Source organism: Cellulomonas cellasea (assembly GCF_030372105.1).
Taxonomy (GTDB): Bacteria; Actinomycetota; Actinomycetes; order Actinomycetales; family Cellulomonadaceae; genus Cellulomonas_A; species Cellulomonas_A cellasea_A.
Genome location: NZ_JAUDBQ010000001.1, coordinates 246335 through 263312 on the forward strand (window position 1 = coordinate 246335; position 16978 = coordinate 263312).

Consider the following 16978-nt stretch of genomic DNA (forward strand, 5'->3'; position numbering starts at 1 on the left):
GGCGAGATGTCCGAGTCTCACCGGCGCGCAGCGCTGCACCTCGCCCTCGCCGGCTACCTCGCCCTGGTCGCCCGCATGACGCTGCGCCCCGAGCCCGCCGAGCCCGAGACATTCGACCTGGTGCGCGAGGTCATCGCCTGGCTCGCCGAGCGCGGCGCGCCCGTCACCTACGACGGCGTGGAGGCGGTGTCGAACGTGCTGATGTTCGTGCCGTTCGGGGTGCTCGTCGGGCTGCTCCTGGGCTGGCGCAGGCGGTGGGCGGTGGTCGTCGCCGCGGCCTGCGCCACCTCCACCGGCATCGAGCTCGCGCAGCGGGCGTTCCTGCCGAGCCGGGTGCCCACCGTCCAGGACGTCGTGCTCAACACCAGCGGCGCCGCAGTGGGCCTGGCCCTCCTCGCCGTGGCGCACGCCGCGCTCGCCGCACGGGCCCGCAGACGCCGCGAGCCGGGCCCCTCCCCCCAAGGGGTGGACCCGGCTCGCGAGCAGGAGGCGCAGATCAGACGCCGAGGGCGTCCTTGATCGGGGTGAGCGTGAAGTACGCGAGGAACAGCAGGCTCGCGACCCACATGAGCGGGTGGATCTGACGGATCTTGCCGACGGCGATCTTGATGATGACGAAGGCGATGAAGCCCGCGCCGATGCCCGCGGTGATCGAGTACGTGAACGGCATCATGACCATCGTGAAGAACGCCGGGATCGCGATCTCGTAGTTCTTCCAGTCGATGCCGGTGACCTGCATGACCATCAGGAACCCGACGACGACCAGCGCGGGGGCGGCGGCCTCGGACGGGACCATGTCGACCAGCGGGGCCAGGAACGTCGCGAGCAGGAACGCGATACCGGTCACGACCGAGGCCAGGCCGGTGCGCGCGCCGTCGCCGACGCCAGCGCTCGACTCCACGAAGCTGGTGTTGGAGGAGACGCCAGCGGCGCCACCCGCCACAGCCGCGAACGAGTCGACGATGAGGATCTGCTTGGTCTTGGGCGGGTTGCCGTCCTCGTCGAGCAGGCCGGCCTCGCCACCGACGGCCACCATGGTGCCCATCGTGTCGAAGAAGTCCGCGAGCAGGATCGAGAAGACCAGCAGGATGACCGCGACGATGCCGATCTTGCCGAAGGCGCCGAACAGCGAGAACTGCCCGAGCAGGCCGAAGTCCGGGACGCTGACGAACGTGTCGGGGATCGACGGGGCGTTCAGCTCCCAGCCTGTGGGGTTCGAGCCGTCGGTGTTCTGCGGGCCGACCTTCGCGATCGCCTCGACGATCACGGCCAGCACGGTGGAGCTGAGGATCGCGATGAGGATCGCGCCCTTGACCTTGCGCACCATCAGCACGATGGCGATGACCAGGCCGACGACGAAGACGAAGACGGGCCAGCCGCTCAGCGAGCCGCCGATGCCCAACTCGAGGGGCGTGGACTCCGCGGAGCGGACGAAGCCCGCGTTGACCAGGCCGAGGAACGCGATGAACAGGCCGATGCCGACGCTGATGGCGGTCTTGAGCGGCGCGGGCACCGCCTTGAAGACGGCCTCACGGAATCCGGTGAGCACGAGCACGAGGATGATGAGGCCCTCGAGCACCACGATGCCCATCGCGTCGGCCCAGGTCATGTCCGGGAGCATGGCGATGGAGAACGCCACCACGGCGTTCAGGCCCAGGCCTGCGGCGAGCGCGAGCGGGAAGTTCGCGACCACGCCCATGAGGATGGTGAGCACGCCGGCGACCAGCGCCGTGGCCGCGGCGATCATCGCCAGATTGGGCTCGTCGCCCCCGCCCAGGTACTGGCCGGTGCCGTCCTGGACGAGGCCGAGGATGATCGGGTTGAGGACGATGATGTAGCTCATCGTGAAGAACGTGACCAGGCCACCGCGGATCTCGGTGCCGATGGTGGAGCCACGCTCGGTGATCTTGAAGAAGCGGTCGAGGGCGCCCTGCGGGGGTGACGCCTTCACGACATCGGGGGAGGTTGTCGCCATGGCGCGAATAGTCTCAGATCGAACTGAGGAGATCGTGCGCGCGTCCATCGCCTGAACACTCCAGCGCTTGCGCGCGCGTGAATCCTGTGCGATAGGGCCTCAGCCGAGGAAGACCTGGGCGCACAGCATGCCGCGCGGCCCACTGACGCACCCGATGCCGACCGATGTGTAGGACGCGCGCAGGATGTTCTCGCGGTGCCCCGGCGATCCCATCCATCCCGCGGTCATCTCCGCCGGCGTCCGGTACCCCAGCGCGAGGTTCTCCCCCACGGTGCGGCCCTCGCATGCGGCGAGGATGGGGCCCAGCGGATCGTGCTCGAATCGCCCCTCGGCGACGAGCAGGGCCGCGCGCTGTGCCGCCTGTGACGTTGCGCACTCGGACGTCGCCAGTGCCGCGAGGCCCGCGGCGGCGCGCTGCTCGTTGGTCTGCGCGACGAGTGTCGCGGCGAACTCCACGGCGGGGTCGGCAGGCGGATCGGCCGGAGGGGCAGGCGGATCGGCGGGCGGCGCGGGCTCAGCGGCCTGCGCGGCGTCGGCCGGTGGCGCGTCGGCTGGCGGCGGGTCTGCGGCAGGCGGGGGCGCGGTGGTCGTCGTCGCCGTCGGGTCGCCGGTCTCACTCGCCGCGCTGACCAGCGGCGTCGCCTCACGGGACCCGCTGCGCGAGACCCCGGGGCCGTCCCGTTCGACGAGCGCCGTGACTCGGTCCGGGAAGCCCGCGAGGGTCACCGTGCCCGACTCGTCGCGGAGCGCGGGGGCCGCGACGGCCACTGCCGCGCCCAGCAGCAGGACCCCGGCGACGCCGACCGTCCGGCGGAGCCTGCGCGCCCGTCGGGCCTTGCGCGTACGCCACGCCCGGAGGTCCCGCCGACGCGGAGGCGTCACGTCCGCATCGGTCGAGTTCATCTGCGGCACGTTATCCGATCGTGACCCGCAGATCGCCGAGCGGCGCATGTGAAAGCTCTCATCACGCCGCCCGGCCCCGCACCCGAGCGCCGTCAGCCGCCCAGGACGAGCATCGAGAACCGGCCGGGCCCATAGCCCTTCACGTCCACGTCCAGGTCGAGCCGGCGCACATACGTCAGCACCCACTGGGACACGTCGGCGGGCAGCGCTTGGCCGGGCTCGTACACCGCGTCGAGCTTGAGGTGCGGCAGGCCCTCGCCGTTGAACAACGAGGCGAGCACGTTGAGGATCTCGCTCGCGTTGTCCAGCAGGTTCTCCGGCAGCGCGCCCGCGCCGATCGCGCGCTCCGCGCCCGACGACGGGATCAGCGCGATGGCCGCCCCGCACCGCGCCGCCAGGTCGAGGTCCATGATGACCAACGCGCTGAGCTGCAGGCGGCGGTCCACATACACCCCGACGAGGGCGCCGAACTCGTCCGCCGGGTCCACCATCCCGCCACCCGTGAGCACCTGCACGTCACGGCCGAGCAGGTCGGCGATGACGTCGCGGACCTCCTTCGCCGCGGGCAGCGGCGTCAGGTCGCTCATGCGAGCACCGGCTCGATGACGTCGCGGAAGGACTCCGCGCTGAACGGCTTCGCGATGAGGAACAACGCCCCCGCCTGCTCGGCGGCCTGGCGCATCTCCGGCGACCCCTCCGACGTCACGAAGCCGAACGGCGTGGAGAACCCGGCCGCGCGCAGCTCGCGCAGCAGCTCGATGCCCGTCATCTCGGGCATGTTCCAGTCCGAGAGGACGAGGTCCGGCTCATCGGCCCGGACCGCCGCCAACGCCTCGGCGCCGTCGGCCGCCTCGGTGACGGACCAGTCGTACCCCGCCTGACGCAGCGTGCGGATGACGATCTGCCGCATCACGCGGCTGTCGTCAGCGACGAGGACTCGCAGCATGGTGTTCCCTCCCTTGGGGTGCGCCGATCGCGCACCGGATCTCCTGGCTGTCGGAACTCTCGGGCACTACTCGGCGGCCGTGACGATGACGGCGAGCGGGCGCCCGCGCCACGCCATGCGCAGCTCGTGCAGCACAGTGCCCGCCATGGGCGGCGCGGCGTCGGCGACCTGCGGGAGCCCGAGGCGCCCCACCTCGGTCAGCAGGGTCTTCACGTTCCCCCCGACGACGTTCGCCACCTCGCCGAACGCGTCCGCCACGTCGTCGTCGCCCACCGGCTCCTCGGGGCCCATGCCCAGGAGCGCGCGGCTCAGGTCGTGCGCGGTGGTGAGCTCCGTGGTCAGCGCCACGCGTCCCGTCCACGGGCCGGTGACATCGACCCAGGCGTCCATCGAGTCCTCCAGGTCGGGGAAGAGCCCCGCCCACAGGACCAGCGCGCTGGGGTCGTCGTCGATCATCGCCGAGAACACCTGCTCCGCGATGGACTGCACCTGCGAGCCGTCGAACGTGCGGCGCTGGCCCTCCCCGCTGACCTGCACGATGCTCATCGGGCGCCTCCCACCGGGAGCAGGCCGAGCAGCGCGAGCTTCTCCTCGAACTCCAGCGGCGTGAACGGCTTCACCAGGTACTCGTGGGCGCCTGCCGCGAGCGCGCGCACGATCTGGCCCTGCTCGCTCTCGGTGGTCACCATCATCAGCGTGATCCCCCGCCACTCGCGGTTCGCACGGACCCGCGTGACGAAGGTGAGGCCGTCCATGACGGGCATGTTCCAGTCGACGCACGCGAGGTCGACCTCGAGTCCGCCGGCGAGCAGGTCGAGGGCCTGCTGGCCGTCGGCGGCCTCCGCGACCTCGAACCCGAGCGGCTCCAGGATGCGCGTGACGATGCGCCGCATCGTCCGTGAGTCGTCGATCACCAGTGCTCTCATCGGGGGGCTCCTGATCCGAAGGGGGTCGGGACTGTGGCCGGCCACGGCGGCGGGTCACTTGCGGCGCCACGCGGCCGGTACACCGAGCCCCTGCCGAGGGGCAGGCGCTCCCAGTCGTCGTCGACGCCGATGGTGGTCTCCGCCGCGCCCAGCACCAGGAACCCGCCTGGCCGCAGGACCCGGTGCATCCGCGCCAGGATCTGCTGCTTGGTGGCCACGTCGAAGTAGATGAGGACGTTGCGCAAGAAGATGAGGTCGAACCCCTGCCCGGCGGGCGAGGCGTCCAACAGGTTGTGCCGCATGAACCGGACGGCGGCGCGCAGCTCGTCGCTGATGCGCCACTCGGACCCCGCGGCCTGGAAGTGGCGCTCGCGCATCGCCGACGGCAGCCCGCGATCGACCTCGAGCTGGCTGTACAGGCCCGCGCGGGCCCGCGCCAGCACCTGCTCGGACAGGTCGGTGGCCAGGATGTCGGCGTCGACGTGCGACGGCAGCGCGTCCTGCAGCGTCATCGCGATGGAGTACGGCTCCTGGCCGGTGGAGCAGGCGGCCGACCACACCCGCAGCCGCCGGGGGGCGACGGCGTCGGCCGTCAGCGCCGGGACGATGTGCTGGCGCAGCGCCACGAACGGCGCGCCGTCCCGGAACCAGGACGTCTCGTTGGTGGTGAGCGCCTCCACCACCAGGTCGCGCTCATGCTCGGACGCGGCGGCCCGCACGGACTTCACGAACTCGTCGAGGCCGAGGCCCGCGCGGCGGGCCAGCGGGGCCAGGCGGCTCTCCACCAGGTACTCCTTGCCCGCCTCGAGCTGGATGGCGCTGCGGCGCCGCACGAGGTCGGCGACGAACTCGAACGAGTCGGTGGTGAGGCTCATGACGCCCCGCCCTGCGACACGGCGAGGCCGCGCAGCCCGGCAGGACGCGTGGCGGCCCGCTGCACGGTGGACTCGATCACCTGCGCCATCTCGTCGAGCGGCACGATCCGGTGGGCCAGGCCCGCGGCGGCCACGACGCCCGGCATGCCCCACACGACGCTGGAGGCCTTGTCCTGGACGACCACTGTGCCGCCGGCGGTCACGACATCCTCACAGCCCGTGCGCCCGTCGGCGCCCATGCCGGTGAGGACGACGCCCAGGAGGTCGCCGCGCAGCACCTGCACGGCGGAACGGAACAGCACGTCGACGGCCGGCCGGCAGAAGTTCACCGGCGGCGCCTGGGTGAGCGCCGTGCGCAGGCCGGAGCCCACACGGCGCAGCTCCAGGTGGTGGTTGCCGGGGGCCACGTACACGTGGCCGGGCAGCACGTCCTCGTCGCCGTGGCACTCGACCACCGTCGAGGGCCCGATCCGGTCCAGGCGGGCGGCGAGCTGGCGGGTGAACACCGGCGGCATGTGCTGCACGACGAGCACCGGCACGGGCAGCGGCTGGGACAGCGAGCCGAGCACCCGGGACAGCGCCTCGGGGCCTCCCGTCGAGGAGCCCATCACCACGGCGCGCACCGGATGGCGCGATGGCTCGGGGCGGCCCGGCGCGGGATCGGCGCCCTCCGGGCGGGCCGGCGGGCGGGTCAGCCCGGGCGCCGGCGGCGCGGCGCGCTCGACGCGGCCCGGCAGCTCGAACCCGGGGCCGACGAGCGCGTGGATCTTGGGCAGGAGCTGCCCGGCGACCCGCTGCAACGACTCCTGGACGCTGCCGCTGCCGCTGGGCTTGGTCACGTAGTCGCTGGCGCCCGCGACGAGCGCGTCGAGAGTCGCCGCCGCGCCCTTCTCGGTGAGCGTGGAGAACATGACGATCGGCATCCGATGACCCGTGCGGCGCAGTTCCCGCACTGCCTCGATGCCGTTCATCTCCGGCATCTCGACGTCCATGGTGATCAGGTCGGGCCCGAGCTGGGCGGCCTTGGCCAAGGCCAGCCTGCCGTTGGACGCGGTGCCCACGACCTCGACCGACGCGTCGGTGGACAACGCCTCGGTCACGAGCCGGCGGATGACGACCGAGTCGTCGACCACCAGCACCCGGATGCGGGTCATAGGAGCTCCTGCCTGGCGCCCGAATGGGCGCATGTCGTCCTGATCGGCTGGCACGGTCGGATCCTGAGCAGTGCGCCGCAGTGATCCGGCGCACGGCCGCTAGGCGTCAGGCCGCTAGGTGTCAGTAAGTGAAGGCGGCCACCCGGGAGCGCAGGTCCGAGGAGTTCGCCGCCAGCACGTCGACGGAGACCTCCATCTGCGTCACGACGCCCGACGTCTGCGCCGCCTCCCCCGCGACGGACGTGATCCGCTCGGCGATCTCGCCCGTGCCGGCGGCGGCCTCCTGCACGCCGCGCGACATCTCGCCGGTGGTGGCGGTCTGCTCCTCCACCGCCAGGGCGATGGTGAGCTGGTAGTCGTTGATCTGGGCGATCACCGAGGAGATCTCCTCGATGGCGGCCACCGCCGAGGCGGTGTGCTCCTGGTTGGCCTGCACGCGGGCGGCGATATCGTCCGCGGCCCGGGCCGACTCCAACGCCAAGTCCTTGACCTCCCCCGCGACGACGGCGAACCCCCTGCCCGCCGCGCCCGCCCGGGCCGCCTCGATGGTCGCGTTGAGCGCCAACAGGTTGGTCTGCCGGGCGATGGCGGTGATGGACTTGACCACTGTGCCGATCTCGGCGGAGCTGGCGCCCAGCGCGTCGACGGTGACCGCCGCGGCCCGGGCGTGCTCGACGCCCTCGGTCGCGATCTTCGCCGCGAGGTTGGCGTTCTGCGCGATCTCCCGGATCGAGTCGCCGAGCTGCTCGGCGCCGGCCGCGACGGCCTGCACGTTGCGGCTGACCTGCTCCGCGGCCGCGGCCACCACGCCTGCCTGCGAGGACGTCTCATGCGACCCGGCGCTCACCTGCGCCGCGGCGCCCGCCAGGTCGTGCGCCGCCCCGGAGACCTCGCCCGCTGTGGCGCTGACCCCCTCCAGCGTCGCGCGCACCGACGCCTGCGCCTGCGTCAGGGCCCTGGCCATGCGCCCCAGCTCGTCCTCCGAGCGCTGCGTGGCCACCACCGTGAAGTCGCCCCCCGCCATGGCCTCGAGCGCGTGGTGCACCTCTTGCACGGACCTGCGGATGGAGCGGGCGATGACCAGCCCGAGCGCCACCACGAGCACCAGCGCCGCCGACAGGCTCGCGGTGAGGATCAGCACGGCGCGCTGCGCCTTCGCGTCGGCGCTCTCGGCGACCGTGTAGAAGTAGGAGTTGGTCTCGTCCGCGACCCGTCCCAGAGCCGCGGTGTAGGTGTCCACCAGCGGCTGGCTGGAGTCCTCCACGAGCGTCGAGTAGTAGACGCGGTCGTCCTTGAGCGCGGTGGGGATGAGCACCCCGTCGCGCAGCTTGACCCACTTGGCGTAGGTCGTCTTGAACGTCTCCCACGCCTCGCCGCTGTCGAAGGCCTGCTCGTACTCGGCGATCGCCTCGCTCACCGCCGCGTCGTTCTCGGCCTGCTTGGCCAGCCAGGCGTCGGTCATGCGCTCGTTGTCGAAGGCGGCGATCTCCGCGGCGATCACCCGCGCGGCGAGCTGGCCCTGCTCGACCTCGCTGCGCTTGAAGACCGTCTCCTCCTGCAAGCGCGCGAGCTCCTGCGTGTCCGCGGCGATCGAGCGCATCGCCACGGCCGCATAGGCGCCGGCGGCGAGCGCCACGACCGCGAGCAGCAGGATCGCCGCGAGGATCTTGGTCCGCACCGACCGCGCCGCGAGCCAGCCGCCGGTGCGGGCCGGGCGGCTCGCACTGCCAGGGCGGCGGGCGCCCGCGGGCTCGCCACCGCGCCGTCGTGCCGCGACTCTCATGACCCGCATGCCCGCTCCTTCGCTGAACCTGGTGGTACGGGGCCCATCGGCGGCCGTGGGGCGTGCGTGAGACTCGGGCGGGGCGAAATCCCCGGGGCCAGGAGGTGAAACTCGCGCTAGTACCTGAACGTCTCCACCCGCGCGTGCAGATCGGCGGACATGCGGGCGAGCTCCTCCACGGCGGTTCCCATCTGGCTGACCACCACGGCGTTGGACTCGGCCGCCGCCGCCACCCCGGCGATAGTCGAGCTGATCTCCTCCGAGCCGGCCGCGGCCTCGCCGACCCCGCGGGACATCTCGTTGGTGGTGGCCGTCTGCTCCTCCACCGCTGAGGCGATGGTGAGCTGGTAGTCGTTGATGTTGGCGATGACCTGCGCGATCTCCGCGATGGCGCCCACCGCTGAGGAGGTGTCCACCTGGATCGCCTCGACTCGGCGGGCGATGTCCTCGGTGGCCCGGGCCGTCTCGGAGGCGAGCTCCTTGACCTCGCCCGCCACCACCGCGAACCCCTTGCCGGCGGAGCCCGCCCGGGCGGCCTCGATCGTCGCGTTCAGCGCCAGGAGGTTCGTCTGCGCCGCGATCGAGGTGATGACCTTGACGACGTTGCCGATCTCCTGGCTCGATGTGCCGAGCTTCGCGACCTGCGCGTTGGTCCACTCCGCGACTCCCGTGGCGGCAGACGCCACCTTCGCCGCCTCGTTGGCGTTCTGCGCGATCTCCCGGATCGAGGAGCCCATCTGCTCCGAGCCCGACGCGACGGCCTGCACGTTGCGGTTGACCTGCGCGGAGGCCGACGCGACGACGCCGGCCCGCTCGGAGGTCTCCTGCGATCCGGCGGCCACCTGGACGGTCGCCGCTGACAGCTCCTCCGTCGCCGCGGCGACGGCCTGGGCGGTCCTGGCGACCTCCGTGAGGGCGCCGCGCACGGACTCCTGGGCCACCCCCAGCGCGCTGGCCATCTTGCCGATCTCGTCACGGGAGGCCACGTGGCTGGTCACGGTGAAGTCGCCCTCGGCCATCGCCTCCAGGGACTTCTGCACGCTGGCCGCGGAGCGGCGGATCCAGCTCGCGGTGAGGCTGCCCAGCACGATCGAGAGCACGAGCCCGACGGCCAGGCTGGCCACCAGGATCAGCTTGGCGGTCTGCGCCTCGGCCTGGCCCTCGGCGGCCACGGCGTCGAAGTACTGGGTGATGTCGACGCGCAGGTCGGCGAGCGACGCCTCGAAGGCCATCGTGAGGGCCTGGCTGCGCGTCTCGAGCAGCAGGTTGTACCGGTCGAGGTTGCCCGACAGGCCCGCGGGCACCAGCTCGGTGTCGCGCACCCCCAGCCACGTCGCGTAGTCGTCCTTGAACGACTGCCACACCTCGTACGTCCCGCCGCCTCCTGCCTCGAGGCCCTTCATCGCCGCGTTCATCGCGGCGTCGTTCTTGTCCTGCTCGCCCTTCAGGCTGGCCGACAGCGACACGTCGGCCGCGGCGATCTGCGCGACCAGGAGCTGCGCGCGCACCTCCGCCTCCGTCACCTGCGCCACCCGCGCGACGACCTCCCGCTGCACCGTCGCGAGCTCGGCCGACCGGTCCGCGACCTTCCCCAGCGAGATGAAGGCGTACACGCCCGTCCCCGTGGCGGCGACGCCCAGCATGAGGATGCAGCTGAGGATCTTGGTGCGCACCGACCGGTCGACGAACCACGACCGCAGGCCCCGGCGTGGCTTCCGGGCCTTCCGGGGCTTCCGGGGCGCGACGGGCTCCGGCGCGACCTCAGCGGTTGTCGGCTCCCCCTTGGCAGAGGCCGCCTCCGGCGTCTCCAGCGAGGCCGCCTCGGGCTCCTCAGCGGAGGGCAGGTCGGGGGAACGCTCAGAGGTGCGCATCATCGGGCTCCTTCATGGAAAACAGATCTCAGACCGGGCGTCCCTGTCAGGCCGCTGCCGCGGAGTCGACGTCGAGGACCAGAAGCAGCTCGGCGTCGAGCTTGTACGCGCCGAGGATCACGGCGCGGAGGCGCGCGTCGAGGGTGTCGGGCGGCGACTCGAAGGCCTCGGGGCCGACATCCACCACATCGCCGATCTCGTCGACGAGGAGGCTCACGGGCTCCCCGTCCACCTGCACCACGACCATCATCGGCTCGGCGCCCTCGGCCAACGGCTCCAAACCCAGCCGGGCGCGCAGGTCGACGGTGAGCACGACCTGCCCGCGCAGGTTCACCAGCCCCGCCACGCCCACCGGGGCCAGCGGGACCCGAGTGCGGGTGTGCGCGCGCAGCGCCTCCTGCACGCGCGTCACGGCGACCCCGTACAGGCCGCCGCCCAGGGTGAAGGTCACGAACTGGCTCATCGGACGGCCCCCACGAGGTCACGGCTGGCATCGGCGTCGTAGAAGGACGGATCGGCGGCCAGGACGGCGCCCCGCACGTCCAACAGCTCGGTGACCCGGTCGCCCAGCACCGTCGAGCCCAGCAGGCCGGTGTCGACGATGTCGGAGTGCCGGCCAGCGTCGTCGTCGACGATGTCGATGATCTCGTCCACCACGAGCCCGACGCTGCGGTCCTCATGCGTGTAGACGACCAGCAGCAGCTCGGCGGGATCCTCAGCGCCCGCGGCGCCATGCGCCCGCAGCACCCGGTCGAGGCGGGCGAGCGGGAGGATCGTGTCGCGGTACTGGATGACCTCCCGGCCGCCGACCAGCTCGACCTGGTCGGCGGGCACCAGCTCGAGCCGTGCGACGGACGCCAGCGGCATCGCGACCCGGCGGCCCCGCCCGATGCCGACCACCAGCACCTGCTCGGTGGCGGCCTCCTCCAGCTCCACGTCGAACTCGCGGGCCGCCCGGGCCAGCTCGCCCTCACTGGTCAGCGCGCGCCGGGCGATGGACTGCACATCCAGGATGAGCGCGACCCGCCCGTCGCCGAGCACCGTCGCCCCGGCGTACACGCCGATGGACTTCAGCCGCGCCGACAGCGGCTTGACCACGATCTCCTCAGTGTTGAGCACCCGGTCCACCAACAGCCCGAATCGCTGCTGGTCGGCCTGCACCACGGCGATGACCCCGCCCTGCTCGACTCCCGCCTCGGGGCCCGAGCCGACCTGCAGCACGCCCGCCAGGGACACCAGCGGCAGCAGCTCCCCGCGCAGCCGGTAGACCGGCGCCGAGTGCACGTACTCGATGCCCCCACGCGAGCGCTGCGTGTCGAGCGCGACGAGCTCCAGCAGGCTGACCTGCGGCACCGCGTACAGGTCGCCCGCGCACTCGACCGTCAGCGCCGGCATGATCGCGAGCGTCAACGGGATGCCCAGCCGCCACACCGTGCCGCGCCCGACCGTCGAGTCGACGTCCACAGCCCCGCCGATGGCCTCGATCTTGGTGCGCACCACATCCATGCCCACACCGCGGCCGGAGACGTTCGTGACCGACTCCGCGGTGGAGAACCCCGCGTGGAACACCAGGTTGATGATCTCGCCCTGGCTCATCACCGCGAGCTGCTCGGCGGTCCGCAGGCCGCGCTCGAGCGCCTTGGCGGCGATCTTCTCCGGGTCGATGCCGCGGCCGTCGTCGGAGATCTCCACGACCACCTGCCCGCCCGCGTGGAACGCCCGCATCGACAGCAGCCCCTTGGGCCGCTTGCCGGCGGCGACCCGCTCGGCGGGCGACTCGATGCCATGGTCGACGGCGTTGCGCACCAGGTGCGTGAGCGGGTCCTTGACGGCCTCCAGCAGGCTGCGGTCGAGCTCGGTGTCGCCGCCCAGCATCTCGAGCTGCACCTCGCGGTCGCAGTGCGCCGCCAGGTCCCGGACGATGCGCGGCATCTTGGACCACACGTGCTCGATGGGCTGCATGCGGGTCTTCATGACCCCCTCCTGCAGCTCCCCGGCGATGAGGTTGAGGCGTTGCGCGGTGCGCGTCAGCTCGGCGTCCTCGCCGCCCGTCGCGAGCCGGGTGATCTGGTTGCGCGCGAGCACGAGCTCCCCGACCTGGCGCATCAGCGCGTCCAGCAGGTCCACGTCGACGCGGATCGAGGCGTCGGCGACGCCCCGCGACGATGTGGAGTCGTCAGTGGCCGCCGGCGCGGCGGGAGCAGGGGCTGCGGGGGTGCGCGGCTCGCCGATGCGGCGCTGCTGCGGCACACCGAGGACGGATTCGGCGGCGGCCGCGGGCGCGGCGGGCTCCGGCGACGGCTCGGGGGTGGCGGACTCGGCGGGGGCAGCAGGCTCGGTGGCGGCGTCGGGCTCAGTGGGCGCGTCGGGCTCGGGGGCCTCGACAGCGGCGGCGGGCTCAGCAGGCTCTTCGACCTCGGTGGCGGCCGGCGGCGCGGGCTCGGTCGCGGCCGGGGCTCCGCCGTTCTGCAGCTCGGTGATCGCCATGATCACGTCGTCCACGGCGACGTCGCCCTCGGCGCCGTCCCGGTCGATGGCCGCGAGGATCGCGCGCACGGTGTCCACCAGGCGCAGCAGCAGGTCAGTGGTCGGGCCGTCCATCTGGCGGTGGCCGTCGCGCAGCTCGACGAGCAGGTTCTCCCCCGCATGCGTCACCCGCTCGAGCTGGCTGAACGCGAGGAAGCCGCTGGTGCCCTTGATCGTGTGGACGGTGCGGAAGACGCTGCTGAGCAGCTCCCGCGAGCCCGGGGACCCCTCGAGCGCGACGAGGTCCTGGTCCAGCTGGTCCAGGTTCTCGTGGCTCTCGACGAGGAACTCGCGAACGATGTCGTCCATGTCCTCCACGGAGCGCCTCCAGCTGTGCCTCGTCGAGGGCGGTCCACCGACGTCGACTCACTGATCGACAGCGGAGGTGCGCAGTTGAGGGATGCGGCGAGGCGTCACCGGGTGATCCCGGTGGGCTCGAGTGCGCTCGCCCGCGCGCTGACCTGCGCGCGGACCGTGCGGTCAGCGCCGCCCGACGGCCCCGGACGAGGGATCGGCGGCGGGACGCGGGCGGGCGACGAGCTCGCGCAGGGCGTCCACGGCGTCGTCGTCGACGGCGCTGGCCTCCACATTGGCGGCCGTCACGGCCTCGAGGATCTCCGCGCGGTGGATGCGCACGTCCCGCGGGGCGTCGATGCCCAGGCGCACCCCGTCGCTGCGGACCTCGATGACCGTCAGGACGATGTCGTCGCCGATCATGAGGCGTTCGCCGACGCGACGGCTCAGGACCAACATCCGGTCAGCCTACCGGCGTCCGGCCTCGACGCCCCCGCGCCGCGTCGGCTCGGCGCGTCAGTCCCATCGCGCCCCGGCGCCCAGGCGGTCGCTGAGCGCCGCCGCCCAGGCCACCCGGGTCGCGGGCAGCCCGTCGATCCACGCGACCGGGACGCCGAGGTCGAGCACCGTCCCCGGCTGCGTGGTCTCGAAGACGCCGCGCACGGCCAGCACGTCGATCCGGCGCCGGGCGCCCGTCTCGGCGAGCCAGCGCGCGCAGTCGCGCAGCTTGCTGTGCGCGTCCACCACACCCCACACCTGTTCCGGGGCGAAGGCCTCCAGCAGCTCGGCAGCCTCGCCTCGGGACGCGGCGTCGGGGCCGACGCCGAGGGCGACCACGGCGACCTGCCCGTCGGCGTCGGGGGCCTGCCCGCGCCAGCGCCGCGCGGCGACGACTGTGGCCACCCGCCGCCCGTGCCCCGCAGTCGCCTCCGCCCGGCCGGCGAGCACCACGCCGGAGGTGGGCTGGCCCAGCCGCTCGGCGAGCTGCATGGCCACTGCGAGCGCCTCGCCCGCAGGGCCCGCCACGACCACCACGGAGCCCGGCGTGCGGGGCAGGCGCGGCACCGCCGGCAGGGCCTCCAACACGGCGGACAGCAGCACGGGCCCGGTCCCCGCGACCCGGGCCAGGTAATGCTCGGGCACGCCCAGGTCGCGCAGCGCGTCGCGGCCCACGCCGCCGCTGGACGGCGTGGCCGTGGCGGGGACCAGCGGCTCGAAGGTGCGCGCGCCCGGCGCCGGCACCTCGACGTCGGCGATCACGGCGCCACCCGCCATCGCGCGGACCTGGTCCAGCACCGAGGCGAACGCCTCCTCCCCGGTGGACACGCGCGGCCCGGCGTCGGCGGACGACGTCGCCGTGACGCCCTGCCCGGCGAGGGCCGCGAGGTCCTGGCCCGGGGCGGCGTCGATCTCCGCCGCGTCCGCCGCGGCGAGCAACGCCTCCAGGCCCGACGGCGCGGGGTGCTGGCGCATCGCGCGGGGACGGGTGTGCGGCTCGTCCGCCACGTCCACCGTCAGCTCGTAGCGCTGGCGGGCGAAGAAGCCGGCGAACCCGCCGGACCGCACCCGCTCGGCGCGCACGATCCGCGCCGAGCTCCCGAACTCGGCGCGCACATGCGCCATGAGCTCGGGCAGGTCGGTCCCCTCAAGCAGCAATCGTGTGGACACCGCTCACCATCCCGACGGTCTCGATCTTGACTCCGGAGCCGGTGACCTCGGAGTAGGACAGCACAGGGGTGCGCGTCTGGCCGAGCATCACCAGGCGGCGCAGGGCGGGGCGCAGCGCGGGCGCGCACACCAGGACCACGGGGTAGCCCGCGGCCTCGGCGGCGCCCACGGCGGTGCGCACCTGGGTGAGGATCGACTCGAGGCGGTCGGGCTCCACCAGCAGCTGCGACCCGGCGTCCGACGGGCGGAGCTGCTCGACGAGGCCCTGCTCGAGTGCCGGGTCGAGGGTGACGACCCGCAGCACGCCCTCGTGGGTGTGCTGCGCGCTGAGCGCGGGGCCGAGCGCGGCCCGGGCCGCCTCGACGAGCCCCTCCAAGTCGGCGCCCGTCTTCGCGCGCAGGGTCAGCGCCTCGTAGATCCGCGACAGGTCGCGGATGGCGACCTCCTCGGCGAGCAGCCCTTGCAGCACGCGCTGCACCTCGCCGAGGCTCAGCAGCCCCGGCACCAGCTCCTCGACCACTGACGGGTTGACCTGCTTGACGCCCTCGGTGAGCACGCGCACGTCCTCGCGGCCCAGCAGGCGCGGCGCGTTCTGGGCGATGATCGAGCCGAGGTGCGTGATGAGCACCGACACCCGGTCCACGACTGTGGCGCCGGACAGCTCGGCGGCGTGCCGCAGCTCGGTGGGCACCCACTTGCCCGGCAGCCCGAACACGGGCTCCACGACCGCCTGCCCCGGCAGCGCCGCGAGGTCGTCGCCGAGGGCGAGCAGCCGGCCCGCGGGCGCCTCGCCCCGGCCGACCTCCACCCCGGAGATGCGCACCACATAGGTGGAGCGCGGCAGGTCCACGGAGTCGCGGGTGCGCACCGGCGGCACCACGATGCCCAGGTCCATCGCGATCTTGCGGCGCAGCCCGCGCACGCGGGTCAGCAGGTCCCGGTCCGGTCCCGCGCCGACCAGGTCCACCAGGTCCGGGGCGAGCAGGATCTCCAGGGTGTGCACCCGCATCTGCTCGATGAGCTGCTCGGGGGTGTCGCCTGCGGTGGGCGCGGCCTCCGCGGCGGCGGAGTTCTTCGCGGCCTGCGCGTCCCGGTCCTCGGTGGCCTTGATGCGCTGCGCGCCGATGAGCAGCGCGGCGCCCACGATGAGGAACGGGGGCTTGGGCATGCCCGGCAGCATGGCCAGGGCGATGGCGCCGCAGCCCGCGATGGCGAGCGCCGAGCGGGACTGCATGAGCTGCTTGGCCGCGGCCGTGCCCATGTCGCCCTCGGCGGTGGCGCGGGTGACGACGATGCCCGTGGACACCGAGAGCAGCAGCGCGGGGATCTGGGTCACCAGGCCGTCGCCGATGGTCAGCAGGCTGAACCGCTCGAGCGACTCCCCCGCCGTCATCCCCATCTGCACCATGCCGATGACGAACCCGCCCACCAGGTTGATGACCGTGATGATGATGCCGGCGATGGCGTCGCCCTTGACGAACTTCGAGCCGCCGTCCATGGCGCCGTAGAAGTCGGCCTCGGCGGCCACGTCGGCGCGGCGCTTGCGGGCCTGGTCCTCGGTGATGAGCCCCGAGTTGAGGTCGGCGTCGATGGCCATCTGCTTGCCGGGCATCGCGTCGAGGGTGAAGCGCGCCCCGACCTCGGCGACGCGGCCGGCGCCGTTGGTGATCACGACGAACTGGATGACCACCAGGATCAAGAAGATCACCAGCCCGATGACGAGCGAGCCGCCCACCACGAAGTGCCCGAACGCGTCGATCACCTGGCCCGCGTAGCCGTCCCGCAGCACGAGCCGCGTCGAGGCCACGTTGAGCCCGAGCCGGAACAGCGTGAACACCAGGATCAGCGACGGGAAGATCGAGAAGTCCAACGGCCGCTGCACGTACATGCTGGTCAGCAGGATGACGAGCGAGGCCGTGATGTTGATCGCCAGCAGGATGTCGAGCATCCACGCGGGCAGCGGCACGACCAGCAGCAACACGATGCCGACGACCCCCGCGGGGACGGCGAACTGGGCGATCGGACGGTTCCTCATGTGCGGGCCTTCCTGGCAGCGG

Annotated in this window: 16 protein-coding genes; 1 reads left to right on the top strand and 15 read right to left on the bottom strand. The window is 72.8% G+C overall.

Annotated elements, in window-relative coordinates:
• The first annotated feature begins 6 nt into the window (after nucleotides 1–6).
• Nucleotides 7–519 carry a VanZ family protein gene (locus tag QUV83_RS01080; protein WP_289561776.1) on the top strand — a complete coding sequence of 171 codons (513 nt, stop codon included), beginning with the start codon at nucleotides 7–9 and terminating at the stop codon, nucleotides 517–519.
• Here QUV83_RS01080 and QUV83_RS01085 read toward each other — a convergent pair.
• The 15 genes from QUV83_RS01085 to QUV83_RS01155 all read right to left on the bottom strand — a co-directional run bounded on the left by QUV83_RS01085 (nucleotide 497) and on the right by QUV83_RS01155 (nucleotide 16956).
• Nucleotides 497–1975: an NCS2 family permease gene (locus QUV83_RS01085; protein ID WP_289561777.1), complete on the bottom strand. Its 1479-nt coding sequence runs from the start codon at nucleotides 1973–1975 to the stop codon at nucleotides 497–499. The genes QUV83_RS01080 and QUV83_RS01085 overlap by 23 nt on opposite strands.
• Before the next feature lie 99 nt (nucleotides 1976–2074).
• Nucleotides 2075–2878 carry a CAP domain-containing protein gene (locus QUV83_RS01090; RefSeq protein WP_289561779.1) on the bottom strand — a complete coding sequence of 268 codons (804 nt, stop codon included), beginning with the start codon at nucleotides 2876–2878 and terminating at the stop codon, nucleotides 2075–2077.
• Nucleotides 2879–2970: 92 nt separating this feature from the next.
• On the bottom strand, nucleotides 2971–3465 hold the full coding sequence (locus QUV83_RS01095; protein WP_289561781.1) for a hypothetical protein: 495 nt from the start codon (nucleotides 3463–3465) through the stop codon (nucleotides 2971–2973).
• On the bottom strand, nucleotides 3462–3824 hold the full coding sequence (locus QUV83_RS01100) for a response regulator (RefSeq protein WP_289561782.1): 363 nt from the start codon (nucleotides 3822–3824) through the stop codon (nucleotides 3462–3464). Before QUV83_RS01100 ends, QUV83_RS01095 begins: the two co-directional genes overlap by 4 nt.
• A gap of 66 nt (nucleotides 3825–3890) precedes the next feature.
• Nucleotides 3891–4370, bottom strand: a complete 480-nt coding sequence (locus QUV83_RS01105; protein ID WP_289561784.1) for a chemotaxis protein CheX — start codon at nucleotides 4368–4370, stop codon at nucleotides 3891–3893.
• Nucleotides 4367–4750: a response regulator gene (locus QUV83_RS01110; RefSeq protein ID WP_289561786.1), complete on the bottom strand. Its 384-nt coding sequence runs from the start codon at nucleotides 4748–4750 to the stop codon at nucleotides 4367–4369. The genes QUV83_RS01105 and QUV83_RS01110 overlap by 4 nt, the downstream gene beginning before the upstream one ends.
• Entirely contained in the window at nucleotides 4747–5625 is an 879-nt protein-coding gene (locus tag QUV83_RS01115; protein ID WP_289561788.1) for a CheR family methyltransferase, read from the bottom strand. The genes QUV83_RS01110 and QUV83_RS01115 overlap by 4 nt, the downstream gene beginning before the upstream one ends.
• Nucleotides 5622–6779, bottom strand: a complete 1158-nt coding sequence (locus QUV83_RS01120) for a protein-glutamate methylesterase/protein-glutamine glutaminase (RefSeq protein ID WP_289561790.1) — start codon at nucleotides 6777–6779, stop codon at nucleotides 5622–5624. The genes QUV83_RS01115 and QUV83_RS01120 overlap by 4 nt, the downstream gene beginning before the upstream one ends.
• Nucleotides 6780–6900: 121 nt before the next feature.
• Entirely contained in the window at nucleotides 6901–8571 is a 1671-nt protein-coding gene (locus QUV83_RS01125; protein ID WP_289561792.1) for a methyl-accepting chemotaxis protein, read from the bottom strand.
• Between the two features lie 107 nt (nucleotides 8572–8678).
• Nucleotides 8679–10433: a methyl-accepting chemotaxis protein gene (locus tag QUV83_RS01130; protein WP_289561794.1), complete on the bottom strand. Its 1755-nt coding sequence runs from the start codon at nucleotides 10431–10433 to the stop codon at nucleotides 8679–8681.
• A 46-nt stretch (nucleotides 10434–10479) separates the two neighbouring features.
• Entirely contained in the window at nucleotides 10480–10896 is a 417-nt protein-coding gene (locus tag QUV83_RS01135; protein ID WP_289561795.1) for a chemotaxis protein CheW, read from the bottom strand.
• Complete coding sequence (locus QUV83_RS01140; RefSeq protein ID WP_289561797.1) at nucleotides 10893–13268, bottom strand: chemotaxis protein CheA; 2376 nt, start codon at nucleotides 13266–13268, stop codon at nucleotides 10893–10895. Before QUV83_RS01140 ends, QUV83_RS01135 begins: the two co-directional genes overlap by 4 nt.
• A 171-nt stretch (nucleotides 13269–13439) precedes the next feature.
• The gene (csrA, locus tag QUV83_RS01145; RefSeq protein ID WP_289561799.1) at nucleotides 13440–13712 is read right to left on the bottom strand and encodes a carbon storage regulator CsrA; all 273 of its coding nucleotides are present in this window, start codon (nucleotides 13710–13712) and stop codon (nucleotides 13440–13442) included.
• Nucleotides 13713–13769: 57 nt separating this feature from the next.
• The gene (locus QUV83_RS01150; protein WP_289561801.1) at nucleotides 13770–14921 is read right to left on the bottom strand and encodes a hypothetical protein; all 1152 of its coding nucleotides are present in this window, start codon (nucleotides 14919–14921) and stop codon (nucleotides 13770–13772) included.
• Nucleotides 14899–16956 (bottom strand): flagellar biosynthesis protein FlhA, encoded by a 2058-nt coding sequence (locus tag QUV83_RS01155; RefSeq protein ID WP_289561803.1) that lies wholly within the window; start codon nucleotides 16954–16956, stop codon nucleotides 14899–14901. Before QUV83_RS01155 ends, QUV83_RS01150 begins: the two co-directional genes overlap by 23 nt.
• Nucleotides 16957–16978: the final 22 nt, after the last annotated feature.